General features: G+C 65.2%; 15 protein-coding genes. 5 read left to right on the top strand and 10 right to left on the bottom strand.

The features are described from left to right. The first annotated feature begins 46 nt into the window (after positions 1-46). From XpruCFBP8353_RS20685 to XpruCFBP8353_RS20675, 3 genes are read left to right on the top strand one after another with little or no spacing between them, the layout of a single operon-like run. Positions 47-916: an alpha/beta hydrolase gene (locus XpruCFBP8353_RS20685; RefSeq protein WP_101364907.1), complete on the top strand. Its 870-nt coding sequence runs from the start codon at positions 47-49 to the stop codon at positions 914-916. Then, positions 913-1272, top strand: a complete 360-nt coding sequence (locus XpruCFBP8353_RS20680) for a DMT family transporter (protein ID WP_101364906.1) — start codon at positions 913-915, stop codon at positions 1270-1272. The genes XpruCFBP8353_RS20685 and XpruCFBP8353_RS20680 overlap by 4 nt, the downstream gene beginning before the upstream one ends. Then, complete coding sequence (locus tag XpruCFBP8353_RS20675) at positions 1269-1655, top strand: DMT family transporter (protein WP_101364905.1); 387 nt, start codon at positions 1269-1271, stop codon at positions 1653-1655. The genes XpruCFBP8353_RS20680 and XpruCFBP8353_RS20675 overlap by 4 nt, the downstream gene beginning before the upstream one ends. A gap of 237 nt (positions 1656-1892) precedes the next feature. Here XpruCFBP8353_RS20675 and XpruCFBP8353_RS20670 read toward each other — a convergent pair whose 3' ends face one another. From XpruCFBP8353_RS20670 to XpruCFBP8353_RS20615, 8 genes are all read right to left on the bottom strand, one after another. Then, positions 1893-2807 carry an arginase family protein gene (locus XpruCFBP8353_RS20670; protein ID WP_101364904.1) on the bottom strand — a complete coding sequence of 305 codons (915 nt, stop codon included), beginning with the start codon at positions 2805-2807 and terminating at the stop codon, positions 1893-1895. Next, the gene (locus XpruCFBP8353_RS20665) at positions 2804-3868 is read right to left on the bottom strand and encodes a peptidogalycan biosysnthesis protein (protein ID WP_101364903.1); all 1065 of its coding nucleotides are present in this window, start codon (positions 3866-3868) and stop codon (positions 2804-2806) included. Before XpruCFBP8353_RS20665 ends, XpruCFBP8353_RS20670 begins: the two co-directional genes overlap by 4 nt. A gap of 27 nt (positions 3869-3895) precedes the next feature. After that, positions 3896-5299: an aspartate aminotransferase family protein gene (locus tag XpruCFBP8353_RS20660; protein WP_101364902.1), complete on the bottom strand. Its 1404-nt coding sequence runs from the start codon at positions 5297-5299 to the stop codon at positions 3896-3898. A 44-nt stretch (positions 5300-5343) separates the two neighbouring features. After that, entirely contained in the window at positions 5344-6045 is a 702-nt protein-coding gene (locus XpruCFBP8353_RS20655; RefSeq protein ID WP_101364901.1) for an MtnX-like HAD-IB family phosphatase, read from the bottom strand. Positions 6046-6488: 443 nt separating this feature from the next. Continuing rightward, positions 6489-7388 (bottom strand): oxygen-dependent coproporphyrinogen oxidase, encoded by a 900-nt coding sequence (gene hemF, locus XpruCFBP8353_RS20635; protein ID WP_101364900.1) that lies wholly within the window; start codon positions 7386-7388, stop codon positions 6489-6491. Between the two features lie 367 nt (positions 7389-7755). After that, a complete protein-coding gene (locus XpruCFBP8353_RS20625; protein WP_101364898.1) occupies positions 7756-8316 on the bottom strand; it encodes a hypothetical protein in 561 nt (186 codons plus the stop codon). Next, a complete protein-coding gene (locus XpruCFBP8353_RS20620) occupies positions 8313-9074 on the bottom strand; it encodes a hypothetical protein (RefSeq protein WP_407071320.1) in 762 nt (253 codons plus the stop codon). Before XpruCFBP8353_RS20620 ends, XpruCFBP8353_RS20625 begins: the two co-directional genes overlap by 4 nt. Before the next feature lie 267 nt (positions 9075-9341). Beyond that, positions 9342-11702: a S9 family peptidase gene (locus XpruCFBP8353_RS20615; protein WP_101364896.1), complete on the bottom strand. Its 2361-nt coding sequence runs from the start codon at positions 11700-11702 to the stop codon at positions 9342-9344. Between the two features lie 605 nt (positions 11703-12307). Between XpruCFBP8353_RS20615 and XpruCFBP8353_RS20610 the strand changes: the two genes are divergently transcribed. Beyond that, positions 12308-13651: an AMP-binding protein gene (locus XpruCFBP8353_RS20610; RefSeq protein ID WP_207759677.1), complete on the top strand. Its 1344-nt coding sequence runs from the start codon at positions 12308-12310 to the stop codon at positions 13649-13651. A gap of 330 nt (positions 13652-13981) precedes the next feature. Here the strand turns inward: XpruCFBP8353_RS20610 and XpruCFBP8353_RS20605 are convergent, their stop codons facing one another. Both XpruCFBP8353_RS20605 and XpruCFBP8353_RS20600 read right to left on the bottom strand, forming a co-directional pair. Further along, positions 13982-14989, bottom strand: coding sequence for a chorismate transformation enzyme, FkbO/Hyg5 family (locus XpruCFBP8353_RS20605; RefSeq protein ID WP_162301137.1), 1008 nt, complete (start codon positions 14987-14989; stop codon positions 13982-13984). Next, positions 14986-16335, bottom strand: coding sequence for an NAD(P)/FAD-dependent oxidoreductase (locus XpruCFBP8353_RS20600; RefSeq protein ID WP_101364894.1), 1350 nt, complete (start codon positions 16333-16335; stop codon positions 14986-14988). Before XpruCFBP8353_RS20600 ends, XpruCFBP8353_RS20605 begins: the two co-directional genes overlap by 4 nt. Before the next feature lie 303 nt (positions 16336-16638). On the opposite strand from XpruCFBP8353_RS20600, the gene xanC reads away from it, so the two are divergent. Beyond that, on the top strand, positions 16639-16908 hold the full coding sequence (xanC, locus tag XpruCFBP8353_RS20595; protein WP_005914783.1) for a xanthomonadin biosynthesis acyl carrier protein XanC: 270 nt from the start codon (positions 16639-16641) through the stop codon (positions 16906-16908). Positions 16909-16919: the final 11 nt, after the last annotated feature.

Genomic DNA, 16919 nt, shown 5'->3' with positions numbered 1-16919 from the left:
GAAAACCTCGGATGGGATCGTGCGGTCTACGCCAGAGGGCATGTAGATGATCCATCCCAACAACGAATTCTTTCTCAGTGGCGGCCGCAGCGGTGTGCTGCTGGTCCACGGGCTGACCGGCACCCCGGCGGAAATGCGCCGTCTTGGGATCGGCTTGCACCGCGCCGGGTTCACCGTGCATGGCGTGCAGCTGGCCGGCCATTGCGGCGACATGGACGACTTGCTGGCCACCGGCTGGCGCGATTGGTATGGCAGTGTCGAACGCGCGGCCGAGGCGCTGGCGACGCAGGTGGACCAGGTGTTCGTGGCCGGGTTGTCGATGGGGGCATTGCTGGCGCTGGAGCTGGCGATCGAACGGCCGGAGCTGGTGGCCGGGGTCGGCGTCTACGGCGTCACGTTCCGCTACGACGGCTGGAATATTCCCTGGACCCGGCACCTGTCGTTCCTGCTGCCGGCGTTCAAGCTGTTCGGCATCGGGCGTCGCCGCATGTTCCTGGAGGAATCGCCGTACGGGTTGCGCGACGAGCGCCTGCGCGCGCGCATCGCGGCGGCGATGCAGGGCGGCGACAGCAGCGTCGCTGGCCTGCCTGGCAACCCCTGGCACTCGCTGGCCGAATTGCGCGCGTTGTCGGCGCGGGTGCGGCGACGCTTGCCGAAGGTGATTGCGCCCTGCCTGGTGGCGCATGCCGCCGAAGACGACGTGGCAAGCCTGCGTAACGCGCGGATGGTGCTGGACGGCGTCTCCGGCGCGACCGAGTTTCTGTTGATGGAGGATAGCTACCACATGCTGACCTTGGACCGACAACGCGGCTTGTTGACCACTGCCAGCGCGAGTTTCTTCGAGCGAGTGGTCGGCAGCGACCTGCAGCCTCAGCCGGCCACGGCATGGCGGCAACCGGCGCTGGAAGCCTCATGACGCCGGTGGCGGTGACGCTGTGGGCGGTGACGGTGGTGGTCGACACGCTGGGGCAATTGGCATTCAAGCAGGCCGCCTTCGAGCCTATCGAGGGTGACTTGCTGACGCGTTGGCGTGCCCGTTTCGCGCGTCCATGGCTGTGGATCGGGCTGGCCTGCTATGTGGTCGAATTCATGGGCTGGATCGCATTCCTCTCGTTGGTGCCGCTGTCGCAAGGGGTGCTGCTCGGGTCAATCAATATCCTGGCGCTGATGCTGGCCGGGCGGCTGCTGTACGGCGAACGCCTGACCCCGCTACGCGTGGCCGGCATGAGCTTGATCGGCCTGGGCGTGGTCATCGTGGGAGCCGGTGGATGAGGCGGCTGTATTGGATTGGCTTTCCGCTGCTGCTGTGCGTGGACAGCATGGCGCACCTGTGCTTCAAGCTGGCCGGTGCGCGCGCCCTGCCGCTGGATTTCAGCCTTGCCTGGTTGCAGCGTTTGTTCGCGCAGCCGTTTCTCTACGGCGCGGTGCTCGGTTATGTCGGGGCGTTCTTTATCTGGATGACACTGCTGGAGCGCGCTCCGATCGGGCCGGCGTTTGCCGCCTCGCATCTGGACGTGGTCGGTGTGCTGGTGTTGTCGGCGTGGTGGCTGGGTGAACCGCTGACGGCGGTGCATCTGCTTGGCGCGGCGCTGATCCTGGCCGGCGTGGCCTGCCTGGCGCGCGCTGAAGCACGGCTCCCCGCCGACGGGGACTGACGATCGCCCGCGCATCGCCAGCGCACCTCCGCAGCCGAGCATGCTTGGGCAGCGCGGACATGCGCGCAGGGCACCGGCGCATTGCCAGGCGAACGGCGCGACGATCGATGCGACATGCGGCGACCCAGGCTAACGTGATTCGCAGACGACCAAGCACCGCCGTGTGCACGCACATGCACGTTTACCTGCAGCACAGCATGTCGGCAGTGTGGTGCACGCCGGGTAGGCGTATCCCCGCTATCGCTGCGTGGAACGCACCGGCGACGCCGAGGATGTGGTCAGGCGGGGATAGGCGTCGAGCAGGGCGAGCAGGCGGCGGTTGAGTGCATTCTGGCCGGCCTGCCAGGACTGCAGCTGGGCTGGATCCGGCGGGCGCTGCCCATCGAGCGCGGAGAGCAGACGTTTGAAGCGGCTGCGGTAGCGATAGTGCGAGATCTCGCCGGTGATGTCGCTGCCAATCAGTGGGCCGGTGAGCGCATCCATGAAGCGGAGCAGTGCGGTCATGTTGAAACGCCCCTGATCCCAGTTGGTGCGCACCACGTGTTCTGCAAAGACGTCTTTGTCGATGGAGAGATAAACAGGCAAGGCGGCATCTGCGCGCGCAGCGAAGGCTGCCAGTAGCGCATCGGTTTCCTCGAAACAATGCACGGCATCTGCACAGCCGAGCAGGCGCGCCCAGCGTGTGTCCACCCCCAGGCACCAGTAATGCAGCTTGCCCTGGCGCAACGGCGACAGGTGATGTTCCAGGCAATGCTTGCTGCTGACATCGCTCGAACACATGCCCACCATATGCATGCGCGCAACCTGCGGCAGCGCGGCGACCGCGTGCACCCACGAGCCGCAATGCACGCCGAAGGGGTAGCGCATGTTGTCCGGATGGTTGTCCAGCACCACCACTTGCAGCGGTTGGCTACTGCGCTCGGCCACCCGTTGAATCAACGGCCAGCTCAGATGATGGAAGTCGCCGCTGCCCAGCAACACGGTGCCATGCGAGATCGCCAGGGCTGGCTGCAGTTGCTGTGCGAACTGACGCAGCGTGGCGTGCCTGCAGCCAAGTCGCACACGCTCCTGCCAATGCTGCAGCGGCACGATGCGTGCATCAGGCGTTGTATTGGCCGAGCCGTCCAGGTCCAGCACCAGGGGCGTGGTCATCCCAGCGCCTCGATCTGCGGCATATCCTCGACCGGGTTTTCAAAGCGATGCACGTGCCGACGCACCAGCATCCGCAGCAGTGCATTGCGCGGATATACCGCGTGCCGCATCGGACTCAGGTGCGCACCGAGTTCGCGTTTGACCTCCGGATCATCCCAGCCGGCCACGTAATGACTCAGGCCGGCACGGCGTGCGTATGCAAGATTGTGCATCCAGCTGACCGCGTAGAGGTTGTGTGCGCGCGCCTGCGGGTAAGCAAAGCCGATGAACTTGTCCACCAACATGCCGGCATGTTCGTAACAGAGGTTCCAGCCGATCAGCGCATCCTGATGATAGTAGGCGAACACGCAGCCGCCGCTGGCCGCATCGCGCAGCAGCGTGGAAAGGAAATCCGCCTCCAGCAGGTCGAAGTGCATCTGGCTCTGGGCGTAGACATTGCGGTACAGCGCATAGAACTGCGCGCACACCGATGCATCGTCGAAGCAGTCTGCGCCGGTTGGCAGCGTCTCCACGCGCAGCACCTGGCGTGAGCGCAGCTTGCGCCGGATGTTGCGTCGCCGGCCAGAGGACAGCCGTGCGAGGTAGTCGTCCTCGCTGTCGAAATCGATCGGCACCCAGGCCAACGACATGCCTTGCATCAGTACAAAACCACGTTCGGCCAAGGCTTGCGCGAACGCGGCAGCGCGCTGATTGCTTTGCAGGTCCAATAGCGGCGATTCGTACGGCAGATCCTTGACGATCAGCAGCGGCGCTCTATGCGCCTGGGCCAGCACCTCGTCGGCCAACGCATCGATGCTGACGGTCATCGGCAGCGGGGTGTACTCGGTGACGGTGGAGCCGATGAAACACGCCTGCCACTGCAGCCAGCGCTGCCAATACCGATACCCAGGCAGCGCAGCGACCTTGTCGCGCAATGCCTGGTCAGCGGTGGTGAGCAGATTCAAGTGGGTGCGGAAGAGCGGCAGTCCGCTCTCCAGCCGCTCGGCCTGGAAGCCGTGCGGAGGATGCGCAATGAAGCCGCGCAAGAGCGCCTCGGGTTCGAGTTGAGTGCAGTACTGCATGCGGCCTCCGTGAGGGATCTCTTCGCCTCAGCTGGCCTTGGCCTTGCTCAGGAGTTGATCGAGCAAGGAGATCGCCAGATCGATCTCGCCATGGGTGATGTCCAGCGATGGCGCCAGCGTGATGACGTTTTTGTACCAACCGCCGACGTCGAGCACCAAGCCGATCGGCTTGCCCTGATGGCGCAGGTCGCCGGCCAGGCCGATGTCGACCATGCGATCGAGTAGCGCCCTGTTGGGCGTGAAGCCATCGGCCTGGCAAATTTCCGCACGCAGCGCCAAGCCCAGCCCATCCACATCGCCGATCTCTGGGTGGCGTTGCTGCAGATCGCGCAAGCCGGCGAGAAAATGCGCGCCCTTCAACGGCACGGTGCGCTCATAGTCCATCTCGTAGCCCATGCGGATCACTTCCAGTCCCAGCGAGGTCCCCAAGGGATTGGAGTTGAACGTGGAGTGGGTGGAGCCGGGCGGAAAGACGGTTGGATTGATCAGTTCCTCGCGCGCCCACAAACCCGACAGCGGATTGAGGCCGTTGGTCAGCGCCTTGCCGAAGACCAGGATGTCCGGGGTCACACCGAAGTGCTCGATCGACCACAGCTTGCCGGTGCGCCAGAACCCCATCTGGATTTCATCGACCACCATCAAGATGCCGTACTGATCCAGCACCTTCTTCAGATCGCGGAAGAAGTTCGGCGGCGGAATCACGTAGCCGCCGGTGCCTTGAATCGGCTCGACATAGAACGCGGCGTATTCGGCCTGACCGACCTTGGGATCCCACACGCCGTTGTATTCGGTCTCGAACAGGCGCGCGAACTGATGCACGCAGTGGTCCGAATACTCTTCCGGGGTCATGCCCTTGGGACGCCGGAACGGGTACGGAAACGGAATGAACATCGCGCGCTCGCCGAAGTGGCCGAAACGGCGGCGGTAGCGGTAGCTGGAGGTGATGGACGAGGCGCCGAGCGTGCGGCCGTGGTAACCGCCCTCGAAAGCGAACATCAGGCTCTTGCCGTTGCGTGCATTGCGCACCAACTTCAGCGAATCCTCGATCGCCTGCGCACCGCCGACATTGAAATGCACGCGGCCATCCAAGCCGAACTTACCCTTGACGTCCTGCGCGATGGTCTTGGCCAACTGGATGCGGGTCGGGTGCAGGTACTGGCTGGCCACCTGCGGCAGCGTGTCGATCTGGTGCTTGAGGGCATTGTTCAACCGTTGGTTGGCATAGCCGAAGTTGCACGCCGAGTACCACATCTGCAGGTCCAGATACGGCACCTCGGCGGCGTCGAACATGTAGCTGCCGGCGCAGCGATGAAAGATCTTCGGCGGATCGACGTAGTGCACGGTGTCGCCGAAGGAGCTGTAGCGTGCTTCGTCGGCGAGCAGTTGGGCGTCGGCGTCGAGCGCCAGTTCGGGAGTACGCATCAGGTTCATCGCAGGATCCGTTGTTCGGGTGAAGGCGGAAGAAGAGGGAGTGCTTAGCTGCACAGCAGGGCCGGTTCGCTGAACGCCGCAGGTTCGGGGGCGAGATCGCCGTCGAGCAGGGCTGGCAGCAGCTCCAGCGCATCGGCAAAGTCGGCGATGGGGCGATGCGCGATGCCGTGCAGCCGGCAGTGGTCGATCAGACGATGTTTGGCAAAGACGTAGTCGGCGCGGCTGGCACCGCAAAAATCCGAGGTGCCGTCGCCGATCAACAGCACGCGCTGCTGCGTTCGTTCGCGCGCGCGGCAGATCTGCGCGCATTTGCAGGTGCCGGCGTTGCAACCCTGAGCTTGATAGGGCGATTGCAACGTCCATCGCCGCGGATGCTCAGTGATGCACAGGCGGTTGGCCGCGACCGGTAAATGATCGAGCGCGTGGCGTGCCAGCAGCAGTTGGATCGGATGGTCCAGGCCGTCGCTGACGATCTGCAGCGGCAAGCCGCGCGCGGCCACAGCTGCGGCAAAGCGCGCGAACGCCGGGTCGATCTGCAACCCGTCCAGATGCTGCTGCAACTGCAGCGCGCTCATGTCCAACAGCGCGACCTGACCACGCATGCATTCGGCCGAGCCGATCAAGCCCGCCTGCCAGCGCGCCTCCAGCACTTCCCATCCGGTCAGCCCAAAACGCTCCAGCAAGCTGTCGATCACATCCTGCAGTCCGATGGTCCCATCGAAATCGCACAGAACGCTCCAGGACACTCCAGCGGAAGAGGACATGCAGACACCGACAGCAGCACAAGATGGGTGCCACGGTAGGCAAGCGACCTTTCGGCCCCCTTTCCGCAAGCGAACCAAATGCGCGATGCCTGATTGGCTTCAGCAGCGGTTGGGGGCGTGCTGCCAGCCCGTGCACCGACGGCGGTGCCGTGACGGCAGACCTACGCGAGATCGATGGGCACTCGGCGCGGCTGCTTGCACTGGCCGGAGCGTGCATTCTGCTAAGGAGCACAGCGCTGTGGCGTCGAGCGATCCGCCACGGCGCCGCGCAGGCGCCAAGCAATTTGGCGCATCGATGATGCACGGTTGATCAAGCCGTCGGCAGGCAGCGCAGTTGCCCAGGACGCGCGCTGCAACGTGTCCGCCATTGCCACCGCCCTGCGTCGACGTCCGCAGCGACGTCGCGCCTGAGAGCGGCGTTGGAATCAACCCAGCCAGTCGCGTGGGATCAGGTAATCGGCCAGGCGCGCTTCGGCGCTGCCCGGCTCTGGCGTAAAGCCATACTCCCAGCGCACACGCGGCGGCAAACTCATCAGGATGCTCTCGGCGCGGCCACCGCTCTGCAATCCAAACAAGGTGCCACGGTCGTAGACCAGATTGAATTCCACATAGCGCCCGCGACGGTACAGTTGAAACTCGCGTTCGCGCTCGCCGTACGGTGTGTCCTTGCGACGCTGCACGATTGGCATGTAGGCATCCAGGAAGCCATTGCCCACCGCTTGCTGATAGGCGAAGTCGCGTTCGAACTCCTTGCCCAGGTCGTCGAAAAACAGTCCGCCCACGCCACGCGTCTCGTTGCGGTGGCGCAAGAAAAAGTACTCGTCGCACCAACGCTTGTGCGCGGCATAGCGCTCTTGGCCAAACGGCTCGCACAGCGCCTGCGCAACGCGGTGCCAGTGCTGCACGTCTTCATCGAAGGGATAGAACGGGGTCAGGTCGAAGCCGCCGCCGAACCATGCGGCCACCACCTCGCCATCGCGCTCGGCGCGGAAGTAGCGCACGTTCATGTGCGTGGTCGGGATGTACGGATTGTGTGGATGAAACACCAGCGAGACACCGCATGCACGCCAGGTTGCCCCGGCAAGCTCGGGCCGGTGCGCACTGGCCGACGGCGGCAAACGCGTGCCGGACACATCGGAAAAGCCGATACCGGCCTGCTCGAACACCGCGCCGTCGCGCAGGATGCGGGTACGGCCACCGCCGCCCTCCTCGCGCTTCCAGAGATCCTCGGCGAACCGCGCTTTCCCGTCGGCAGCTTCCACAGCAGCGCAGATCCGGTCCTGCAGGTCGGTCAGATAATCGCGTACACGGTCGAATTCGTTCATGGACCAATTCTAAGCGGTGTGCTGTACGTGGTGCATCCGCGCCAGCGCGCCCGTTTGTCGCAGTGCGATGCGGGAAATGGATGAAGGCGCTGCGATTCCTAGCGGCCCAGGAGCAGTCAAACTGGTTGGTGCGCAAAATTCAAGCGCGGCAACTAGCAATCACCCAACCGCGCGAGGCGGTGTTTTCGTTCTTTAGCAAAACCACGCGTCAATTGTCTGGTGCGGTGTTCTCGCCGCTTGCGGCATGGATGCCGCCATCGAGCCCGCAGGGACGGGTTCACGGCGTGTCCGGCGAGCGCGCAAGGAGCAGTCGAGAGGATCGGTGTGCCAGTGCAACCGACCGGCCTCATGCCCAGGGCACTAACAGCTAAGAAAACTCCGCGCGGACAGCAGGTGTGCAGAGCCGCCATGCCAATGCTGCGTGCACGCAGCCGATCGCCAGTGCACCCAGGCCGGTGAGGACCAGCGCCATCTGCTGGGTGGCCTGCAAACGCGCCTGCATTTGTGGCCACTCCGGGCTTTGCAGCACATCGGCGGGCAACAGCGTTTGTAAGCCGTCGAACAATGGCCCGATCAACGCCAGCCCGCCAAAATTAAGGAGTCCGGTCACCAGCAACACCGCCACGAAGCCCACCCGTGCCCACTCGCGCCGCCGTAGCAGCGCCCAACTCAACCAGGAGAAGGCCGCTGAGAGCACCACGCCGGCGACAGAGAGCGACATCGCGTGGTCGATCAGCCATTGCCACGAGTGGGGCAGGGTGATGCCTTCGGGCAGTCCTAACGCTGCTGCATCCGGCGTCAGCGCGATCATCGCGATCTGCACCAGATTGGCCAGCACACTGACCACTCCCAGCAACAACGAGACCCACGCCAAGGGGGTGACCAGGCCGCCGCGCTGCCGTGCCGAGGTTGGTTGCATGGCGCTCATTGCAGCGATGCGATGTGGGCGGCCACCATCGCCTGGCCGTGAGGATCCAGCGCAGGTTGCAGTTGCGCGTACCACTCAGGCACTGCGTCGGCTGGCAGGCATTCGCGCAACAGGGGGGTGCTGCGCTCAAGAAAGGCGTCGAGAAACGGCAGCCCGCGCACGTACAGGAAGTGGCTGTCGGTAATCGACATGCCGGCATACGCTTCGCGCAACCATTCCAGGTGCGGCAGCGCGTGCGCACCGTGGCCGGCGCGGGTGAGTGCGGTGAGGAAGCTGGTGCGCGCGGTGGCAGGCGAGGTCGATCGCTCCTGCGCGTTGAGGTCGTCGAAAGTCAGCAACCACTGCTCACCACGATCGATCTCGTTGCACATCACCGAGGTGGTCGCCAGCTGCAGTGCGTTGTGTGCGGTGGGCTCCAGCTCGTAGAGCGCCAGCCAGTGCGGGTAGGCCTCGCGATAGCGGTCCAGTGCGCTCAACGACAGGGCGCACAGGCGCTGCGCGTCCGCACCAAGGTGGAGCTGCGCCTGCGCAGCGTTATAGGCACCCACATGGTCGCCACGCTGAAATGCAGTCAGTGCCGGTTGCAGCGCGGGGTCGATCTCGGCCGCCGCCTCCGACGCGTCTGTGGCAGCGACAGGGGCTGCCGTCGGTTCTGTGCGCGGCGTGTTTGCCGCTGCGCTCTTGCGTCCAAATAACCGGTCCCACAGACCCATCGCGTGTCCCTTCCCTGCGCCAGTGGTGAGTGGAAGCGCCGCCATGCCGGCGGCGCACCGGTCATGTGGCGGACCGATGCAGCGGCGCACGCGCAGCAATGGCGCGTTACCGATCCTGCCCCAAGCTTAGAGCCACTTGCGTAGCAACAGGTGAGTGCAGAGCAACCAAGCTGCGTGCGTTGGCTTGCGTGTCGTGTCGCTGCGGGCTCTGTTCCTGATTGCGCAGCCGCGGCGACGGACACGTGCAACGCCTGAGCGCTGCGCGTGTGGCCCACATCCATCTGGGAGCCGACACGCGCCGTTTCACCGGGTTTAAGGCTTCACTTGCTCGTTGAACAGCTTGAGGATGCGCTTGTACTCGTCCAGCCACGAATCGGCACGTGTAAAGCCGTGGCGTTCCAATGGGTACGGCGCTACCTGCCAGTTGTCCTTGTGCAGCTCCATCAATTTCTGCGTCATGTCGACCGAGTCCTTGAAGAACACGTTGTCGTCGATCATGCCGTGGGCGATCAGCAGATGGTCGCGCAAGCCCTCGGCGTAGTTGATCGGCGAAGAGGTCTTGTAGGCCTCCGGATCGAGCTCGGGCGTGTTGAGGATGTTGGAGGTGTACTCGTGGTTGTACTGCATCCAGTCGCCGACCGGTCGCAGCGCCGCGCCGGCCTTGAAGGTGCCGGGGCTGCGGAACAGCGCCATATACGTCATGAAGCCGCCGTACGAGCCGCCATAGATGCCGACGCGTGAGCGATCGCCCTGCTTGGTGGAGACCAGCCAGTCCAACCCGTCCAGATAATCGTCCAGCTCCGGGTGGCCCATGTTGCGATAGATCGCGGTGCGCCAATCGCGGCCGTAGCCTTCGGAGGCGCGGTAGTCCAGATCCAACACGATGTAGCCCTGCTGCACCAGCAGGTTGTGGAACATCTGCTCGCGGAAATACGGCGTGTAGCGCTCGGAGACGTTCTGCAGGTACCCGGCGCCGTGCACGAACATCACGATCGGATACTGCTTGCCCGGCTCGGGATTGGTCGGCCCGTAATACTTGCCCCAGACCGTGCCGGCGCCATGTTTGGACGGCACTTGCACGTACTGCGGCGCAATCCACGGCTGCGCCTTGAATGCGGGCGTGCGCGTGTCGGTGAGCACGCTGGCCTGGCCACCGGTGGCCGGTACCACCGCCAGCTGCGGCGGCAGGTAACTGCCCGAGTAACTCACCAGCAACTGCTGCCCGTTCGGCGACAGGCTGAAGCCTTCCACGCCGTTCAATGCAGTCACTTCGGTGAGCTGGTCGTTGCGCAGGTCGAGCTTGCAGACCTCGTAATCGCCCGGCCATTTCTGGTTGCACAGGAAGAACATGCCGTTGCCATCGGCGCTGGGCACCGGCATCGACACCTCCCACTTGCCGCGCGTGCGCTGGCGCGGTTTGCCGTTGCCTTCCACGGTGTACAGCTGCGAATAGCCGGATTCTTCCGAGAGCAGCCACAGCGTGCGGTTGTCGGGCAGCCAGCCGAAATCGTTGAACTCCCAGTTGATCCAGGCGCTATCGCTCAGGCGGTGACGCGGCTGCAGCGTGGCCTTGTCCAGGTCCACGCTGGCGATCCAGCGGTCCTTGTTGTCCACCGCACGAATTTCCACCGCCACGTTGCGGCCGTCCTCGCTCCAGTGCACCGCCGGCCCGCTGCCGTCGCCATCGCTTTCCACACGTACCGCGCGGTTGCCCTTGAGTGCGTCGCGCTTGGCGGCCTTGCGCAAGGCCGCCAGCGGGTCGGTGGCAATGCCCGGCAGGGGGTCGAAGGACAGCGACTTGGCCGTGCCGGCACTGACATCCACCAGCCACAGCGCATGCGCCACCGGTGCATTGCGGCCGACGCGGGTGCGCACTTCCTGGAATTCTTCGTAACCGGATTCGGTCACGTATTTAGGCATCTTGCCGGCCTGGCCTTCTTCGGCGTTCTTGGCCTGGGTCACCACCAGCAGATGACGGCCGTCCGGCGACAACGCGCTGTCGACGATCTCCACCTCATCGCCCAGATACACCGGCGCTGCCGCACGCGTGGTATCGGCGCGTCGCCAGGCGTCTTCCTGCGTGCGCAGCGCGTCGCGTTGCTCCTTGTCGCGGCGCAAGGTCGCCAGCGTGGCCAGTTGCTGCTCGCGCAGCACATCGGCCTTGGGGGCGGCGTTGGGGTCGCGCTCGGCCTTGACCACCGCGACCTGCGCGGTGCCGCCATCGGCACGCCAGTGGTACCAGTTGTTGCCCGCGCGCCAGATCGCACCGCCGTCGCTAGCGAACTGCGGACGCGATTCGATCTCGTTGCTGCGGGTCAGCTGAGTCAGCGCGCCCGAGCGCAGATCGCGCAGGAAGATGTCGCCATTACGCGCGAACAACATGCGCTGACGGGTGGCGTCGTAACTGGGGTTTGCCGCATCCAGGCCGGCGCGCGCGGAGTCGGCCACACGTTCGGCAGTGCCGCCGCCAGTGCTCTGGCGATAGGTGTCGCGGACCGGGCTGCCGTTGCGCTTGAGCAGGTATTGCACCTGTTTGCCGTCCCATTGCCACCAGGCCTGGTCCACCGACGGCCCGATCCAGTCCGGATCGGCCATCGCCTGTTCGATGGTGAGTGGGGCGGCAGACTGCGCATGCACAGTGACGGCCAGCAGCAGAAGGGTCAACGGCAACAATCTGGGCATCGGACACGGCTGGACGCAAAGGAGAGCGCGCAAGCCTAGCAGTTCGCCTCCGTGGCGGGCCTGGGCCACAGGTCATACGTGCGTGGCTGCAGGCAGCGCGAGCCAACAACCAATTTCTCGCGATTAGCGGCCGCGACCAGGTCGAGCGCTGCGCAAGGCACGCAGCTGCAGGCGACAGCGGCGCGTGGCATCAGCCAGGCGCGAGACGACAGCGAAAAAATGAACTCCTCAACTCTACTGGGCTGGCGACGCCATGCGTGCGTGCCGGGCTGGCACAAGCGCAGACCAATCCGGGGGAACTGTCGCAGGAATATGGCAAACGTACCTGTGCAGAGGTATCGCACCACAGCCGTCCACGCCCGAAGCGAATCGACGCATCGCAGCGCCTGGCGCTGCCACGCCGATGCAGGATCCCGACCGGCGAGCAGAGGATGTGCCGTACCGCACAAGGCACGCGCCGCGCACGCAATTGCGCAAGCCATCGGCATAGCACGCGCTCGGGTCGATCAACGCGGCTTGCCGCAGAGGGAACCTCCCGACTTGCCAGCAGCGCGGGTGGCGGCCAAGCTAGCGCGCTTTTGCGACCGTCGGTTTTCATGTCCAGCCAGCCCGCTCCCGCTATTTCCCATCCGATGGCTGTTGGTGCGCTGGACCGGCCGCTGGCCTGGCGCGCGGGGCAGTCAGTCGATCTGGCCACCTTCATCGCGCATGTGCACGGTCTGGCGCAGCAGCTGCCCGCGGGCAGTCACGCGGTGAATCTGTGCGAGGACCGCTACCGTTTCATGGTGGCGTTCTATGCGTGTGCGCTGCGCGGTCAGGTGTCGCTGCTGCCATCGTCGCGCGCACCCGCCGTAGTGGGCGAAGTGCAGGCGCGCCACGTCGACGCGTATTGCCTGGGCGATCTGGAGTTGGAGCTCGCGCCGCCGCGGTATTGGCAGCTGCCGGCCGAATTGCCGCAGGCCGAGGGCCCGATTCCGCAACTGGCCGACGATGCACTGGTGGCGATCGGTTTCACCTCCGGCAGCACCGGCAGTCCGCAACCCAATCCGAAGACCTGGGGCAGTTTCCTGACCAGCACGCGCCAGGATCTGGTCGCGCTGGAAAGCCTGTGGGCGCACACCGACGCCGTGCCGCACGTGGTCGCCACGGTGCCGCCGCAGCACATGTATGGCATGGAGTTGTCGGTGCTGTTGCCGATGGTGACCACCCTGGCAGTGCACGCCGGGCGGCCGTTCTTTCCGGACGATGTGGCACGTGCGCTGGCCGATATTCCCGCGCCGCGTGTCTTGGTGACCACGCCGGTGCATCTGCGTGCATTGGTCGAATCGGGTGTGGCATTGCCGCCGCTGGCCGGCATCGTGTCGGCCACTGCACCGCTGGCGCCGGAAATTGCCGCTGCCGCCGAAGCGCGTTTCGGCGGTGAAGTGCGCGAGATGTTCGGCTCCACCGAAACGTGCGTGTTCGCCGTGCGTCGCACGGCATTGGAAGCGGCGTGGACGCCCTTGCCCGGCGTGCGGTTGGAAACGCAGGCTGCGGGCACGCTGGTGCATGCGCCGCATCTGGCCGCACCGGTGTTGCTGGCCGACATGATGGACGTGGCAGACGACGGCCGTTTTCAGGTGCGCGGCCGTCAGGCCGATCTGCTGGAAATCGCCGGAAAACGCGCATCGCTGGCCGATCTCACTCGGCGCCTGCTCGCCATTCCCGGCGTGGTCGATGGCATCATCGTGCAACTCGCGCCCGACCCCGGCCAGGCCGTCGGCCGCATCGCCGCGCTGGTGGTCGCACCCACGCTGGACGAAGCCCAGGTGCTGGCCGCACTGCGCGTCAGCGTGGATCCCGTCTTTCTGCCGCGCCGCCTGCGCAAAGTCGCCGCATTGCCACGCAACGAAACCGGCAAACTGCCGCGCGATGTGGTGCTTGGGTTGCTCAACGGCTGAGCGACCCAAGCGCGTGCGTGCAGCAGTCAGGCGAATGACGTGACGGTCAGTTTGGCGCTGACTGTCTGCAGACAGCGCGCGAAAAACGCGCAAGCAGGCGTGTTTGACGCAGGGCACTGAGCGTTGCCTCAACGTGGCAGCTCAGTCCGTGTGGGAGACGTCAGCTTAAAAGCAGTGGTGTCCCACCATTTGTCAGCAACTGTCTGATGCCTTCGGTGCTGTGCTGGAGACGCATGGCGCAAAAAACTCCCACGTCACGTCCTCCCGCATCGCCTGCTCAGTCATTGCTGCTCAACCGACTGCCGCAGATGGCCTCCGCGGCAAGGAGGTTTACCCATGCACCCCATCGATCTCCACTGCCAGCTCATCGCGGCAGATCACCGCGTGCAGCAGCAGGCGCGGGACCGCAGCGCCGAAGCGGGCGTCCAGTGCTTGCGCAACCTTGGGCAGGTCGTCGCGCTCGCGCACATAGACTTTCAGGCGGGTGCCAGCACCGAACTGCGCAGGCAGCGCAGTTGCATGCTGGCGCGCGGCGCCGAGCAACGCGTCGAAGTTGGCAAAGGTTTCTTCCAGCTGCGCCAGCAACTGGCCGGTGTGCATCGAGGCGTGGCCCACCACGGCAGCGGTGCCTGACAACAGCAATGGCATGTCGCTGCCGGCCGGCGGCAGCATGGCGCGGGCGAAGCTGGGCGGTTGCGGGCCGTACTGGCGCGGGTAGTTGTAGGCGCTGACCTGGCGCGGGTTTTCCAGCGGCGTACCGGCATTGGCGGCCGCCAGCCAGTAGATCTGGATGATGCGCTCGGCGTCGCAACGGCCCACCGCGGTGGCGGCCGGCAACTGCGCGGTGTCGAATGCGCCCAACCCGCGTGCGCGGCCCACGCAGAATTGCCGGTAACGTTCGCGGTCGCCGCTACCCAGGGTGATGGCGTCGAGGTAATTCCAGATCCGCAGTAACCGCGGCGTCTGGCTGTTGCTGACGAAGGCGGTGATTTCCGCATACGCCCTTGCGGCGGCTTCTTCGATATCGACATTCTGCTCGTCGATCTCGATCACGCCGAACTGCAGGTGCCCATCGCTGGACCAGGCGATGTTGCCATGGCGCCCGCTGCGCACCGGCGCATCGGTCCGCCACACCTCCAGCACCTCGGCCTGATACGGCTGCAACGGCACGCGCAGGTAGCGCGGGTCGTCCAGGCGCGGCGCCGCGGTGCCGAAGCCGAATACGGCCAGCACCTGCGGGTCGGCCAGCAGCACGGCAGGGTCGGTCTGGTCGACATAGTCGACCTGCAGCCGGTGATGGCGCACGGCGTGCGTGGTCTGGGCCTGGGAAGCGGTCATTGAGCGTCTCGTTGTTGCGTGTCGCGTTGCAAGGTGTCGCCCTCGAAGCCAAGCTTGGCCTGGCGTCGGCGCTGGCGCCACGACTGCCAGGCGCGCGGCATCATCGACAAAGTGGTGAGCGCGTACAGGGCGCGGAAGGCGCGCAGGCGGATGCGGACTTTGGGGCTGTCGAACACGTCGCCGGCCAGCATCGCCACCACCGCCTGTTCCACCTGCCAGGTATTTTGCGGCTGTGCGAACAAGGCGCGCATGGTGGGCGAGGTGAAGCGGTAGATGAACCACTTGAATTCATCCACGCCGCGCGTCAGTTCGCGTTGTAAGGCGCGCTGCAGTTTTGCTTCCGACTGTGGCGCGCGCAGTGCGGCATCCACCATTGCTGCGCCGCGCTCGGCGCTGTGCATGGCCAAAAACACGCCGGAGGAGAACATCGGGTCGACGAAGGTGTAGGCATCGCCCAGCATCAACCAGCGCGGCCCGGCCATGCGCGTGCATTCGTAGGCGTAATTGCCGGTGGCATGCACCGGTGCCACGCGCTCTGCACCGAGCATGCGCGCATTGAGCTCCGGATTGAGCGCCAGCGTGCGCATCAAAAAGCCCTCGCTGTCGCCCTTGCGGGTCTTCATGTACTCGGGGTAGCAGACTGCGCCCACGCTCATGATGTCGTCCGGCAGGGGAATCAGCCACATCCAGCCATGCGCATGCCGGTAGATGCTGATGTTGCCGGCATCCTCGCCCGGGCGGCGTGTCACGCCGCGGAAGTGGCTGAACAACGCGGCCGATTGGTGCTTGGCATTGGCACGTTTGAGCTTGAGGCGGGTGCCCAGAAAGGTATCGCGGCCGCTGGCATCAAGCAGATAGCGCGGGCGGAAGTGCTGCACGCCACCATCTGCCGTGCGTGCCTGCAGTACGGGCTGTTCGCCGTCGAAGACGACCTGCTCCATGCAGACCTGTTCGCGTGCATCCACGCCCACCGCACGCGCACGCTGGAACAGCACCTGGTCGAATTGCGCACGTGGCACCTGGAAGGCGAAATCGGCCTTGGCATCGAGCGCGTGCGAAAAACGGAACGTGTTGTAGCCGCCGCTGTCGTTCGGAAAATCCGCGCCACGCTTGAGCACGCTGATGGCGCGCACATCTTCGAGCACGCCCAGGCGTTCGAGAATCGGCATGTTCATCGGCAGCAACGATTCGCCGATATGAAAGCGCGGATGCTGCTCCTTCTCGAGCAGGGTGACGGACCAGCCGAGCTCGGCAAGCGCGATGGCCGCAGCGCAGCCAGCCGGGCCGCCGCCGACGATCAAGACATCCGGACACTCCGGTCCGGGAGCCGGCCCGGCTGCCGGCATGGCGGTCGGCGTGTGGCGAACAGCGTTGGAAGTCATCCTGGAACGAACCTGCAGCGGGCGAGCGTCATGCAGTCATGATAGCCTGCTCGGCCGCCCAGACAGCCTGCGGGCCGCCGGTCCATGTGTGAAGAACGCCGGCAGCACGTGCAGGTGCCGGCCGGACCGCGCGGCAGATGCTCGGATTGGCCGCGACGGCAACGTACACTACGGTCCGGCGCGACGCCCACGCACTCCGATGGTCGCCCGCGCTGCCGTCGCTTGTTCTCACTCTTGTTGCCCGACCCTGACCTGTGGAAATCCTGGATGTCCTCGCAAACCGCTGCCGAACGTGAACTGGCCGAACTCCTGGTCGAGAGTCTGAACCTGGAAGACGTCCAACCCGCCGACATCGATCCGGAGGCGCCGTTGTTCAACACCGGGCTGGGGTTGGACTCGATCGATGCGCTGGAACTGGCGCTGGCGATCAGCAAGCGCTACGGCTTCCAGCTGCGTTCGGACAACGACGAGAACCGTCGCATCTTCGCGTCGCTGCGCGCATTGTCGGCGCATGTCCAAGCCAACAAGACCGTCTGATCTGCCGACTG

Source organism: Xanthomonas prunicola, assembly GCF_002846205.1.
Classification (GTDB): domain Bacteria; phylum Pseudomonadota; class Gammaproteobacteria; order Xanthomonadales; family Xanthomonadaceae; genus Xanthomonas; species Xanthomonas prunicola.
Note: the sequence above shows the minus strand (reverse complement) of the source record. Positions and strands in the feature narration are given on the sequence as shown.

Excerpts from the sequence above, each read along its gene's own strand:
- XpruCFBP8353_RS20625 (WP_101364898.1), bottom strand. The coding sequence starts at position 8,316 with ATGAGCGCCATGCAACCAACCTCGGCACGGCAGCGCGGCGGCCTGGTC.
- XpruCFBP8353_RS20670 (WP_101364904.1), bottom strand. The coding sequence starts at position 2,807 with ATGACCACGCCCCTGGTGCTGGACCTGGACGGCTCGGCCAATACAACG.
- XpruCFBP8353_RS20620 (WP_407071320.1), bottom strand. The coding sequence starts at position 9,074 with ATGGCGGCGCTTCCACTCACCACTGGCGCAGGGAAGGGACACGCGATG.
- hemF (WP_101364900.1), bottom strand. The coding sequence starts at position 7,388 with ATGAACGAATTCGACCGTGTACGCGATTATCTGACCGACCTGCAGGAC.
- XpruCFBP8353_RS20665 (WP_101364903.1), bottom strand. The coding sequence starts at position 3,868 with ATGCAGTACTGCACTCAACTCGAACCCGAGGCGCTCTTGCGCGGCTTC.
- XpruCFBP8353_RS20660 (WP_101364902.1), bottom strand. The coding sequence starts at position 5,299 with ATGAACCTGATGCGTACTCCCGAACTGGCGCTCGACGCCGACGCCCAA.
- XpruCFBP8353_RS20610 (WP_207759677.1), top strand. The coding sequence starts at position 12,308 with ATGTCCAGCCAGCCCGCTCCCGCTATTTCCCATCCGATGGCTGTTGGT.
- XpruCFBP8353_RS20680 (WP_101364906.1), top strand. The coding sequence starts at position 913 with ATGACGCCGGTGGCGGTGACGCTGTGGGCGGTGACGGTGGTGGTCGAC.
- XpruCFBP8353_RS20600 (WP_101364894.1), bottom strand. The coding sequence starts at position 16,335 with ATGCCGGCAGCCGGGCCGGCTCCCGGACCGGAGTGTCCGGATGTCTTG.
- XpruCFBP8353_RS20675 (WP_101364905.1), top strand. The coding sequence starts at position 1,269 with ATGAGGCGGCTGTATTGGATTGGCTTTCCGCTGCTGCTGTGCGTGGAC.
- XpruCFBP8353_RS20685 (WP_101364907.1), top strand. The coding sequence starts at position 47 with ATGATCCATCCCAACAACGAATTCTTTCTCAGTGGCGGCCGCAGCGGT.
- xanC (WP_005914783.1), top strand. The coding sequence starts at position 16,639 with ATGTCCTCGCAAACCGCTGCCGAACGTGAACTGGCCGAACTCCTGGTC.
- XpruCFBP8353_RS20605 (WP_162301137.1), bottom strand. The coding sequence starts at position 14,989 with ATGACCGCTTCCCAGGCCCAGACCACGCACGCCGTGCGCCATCACCGG.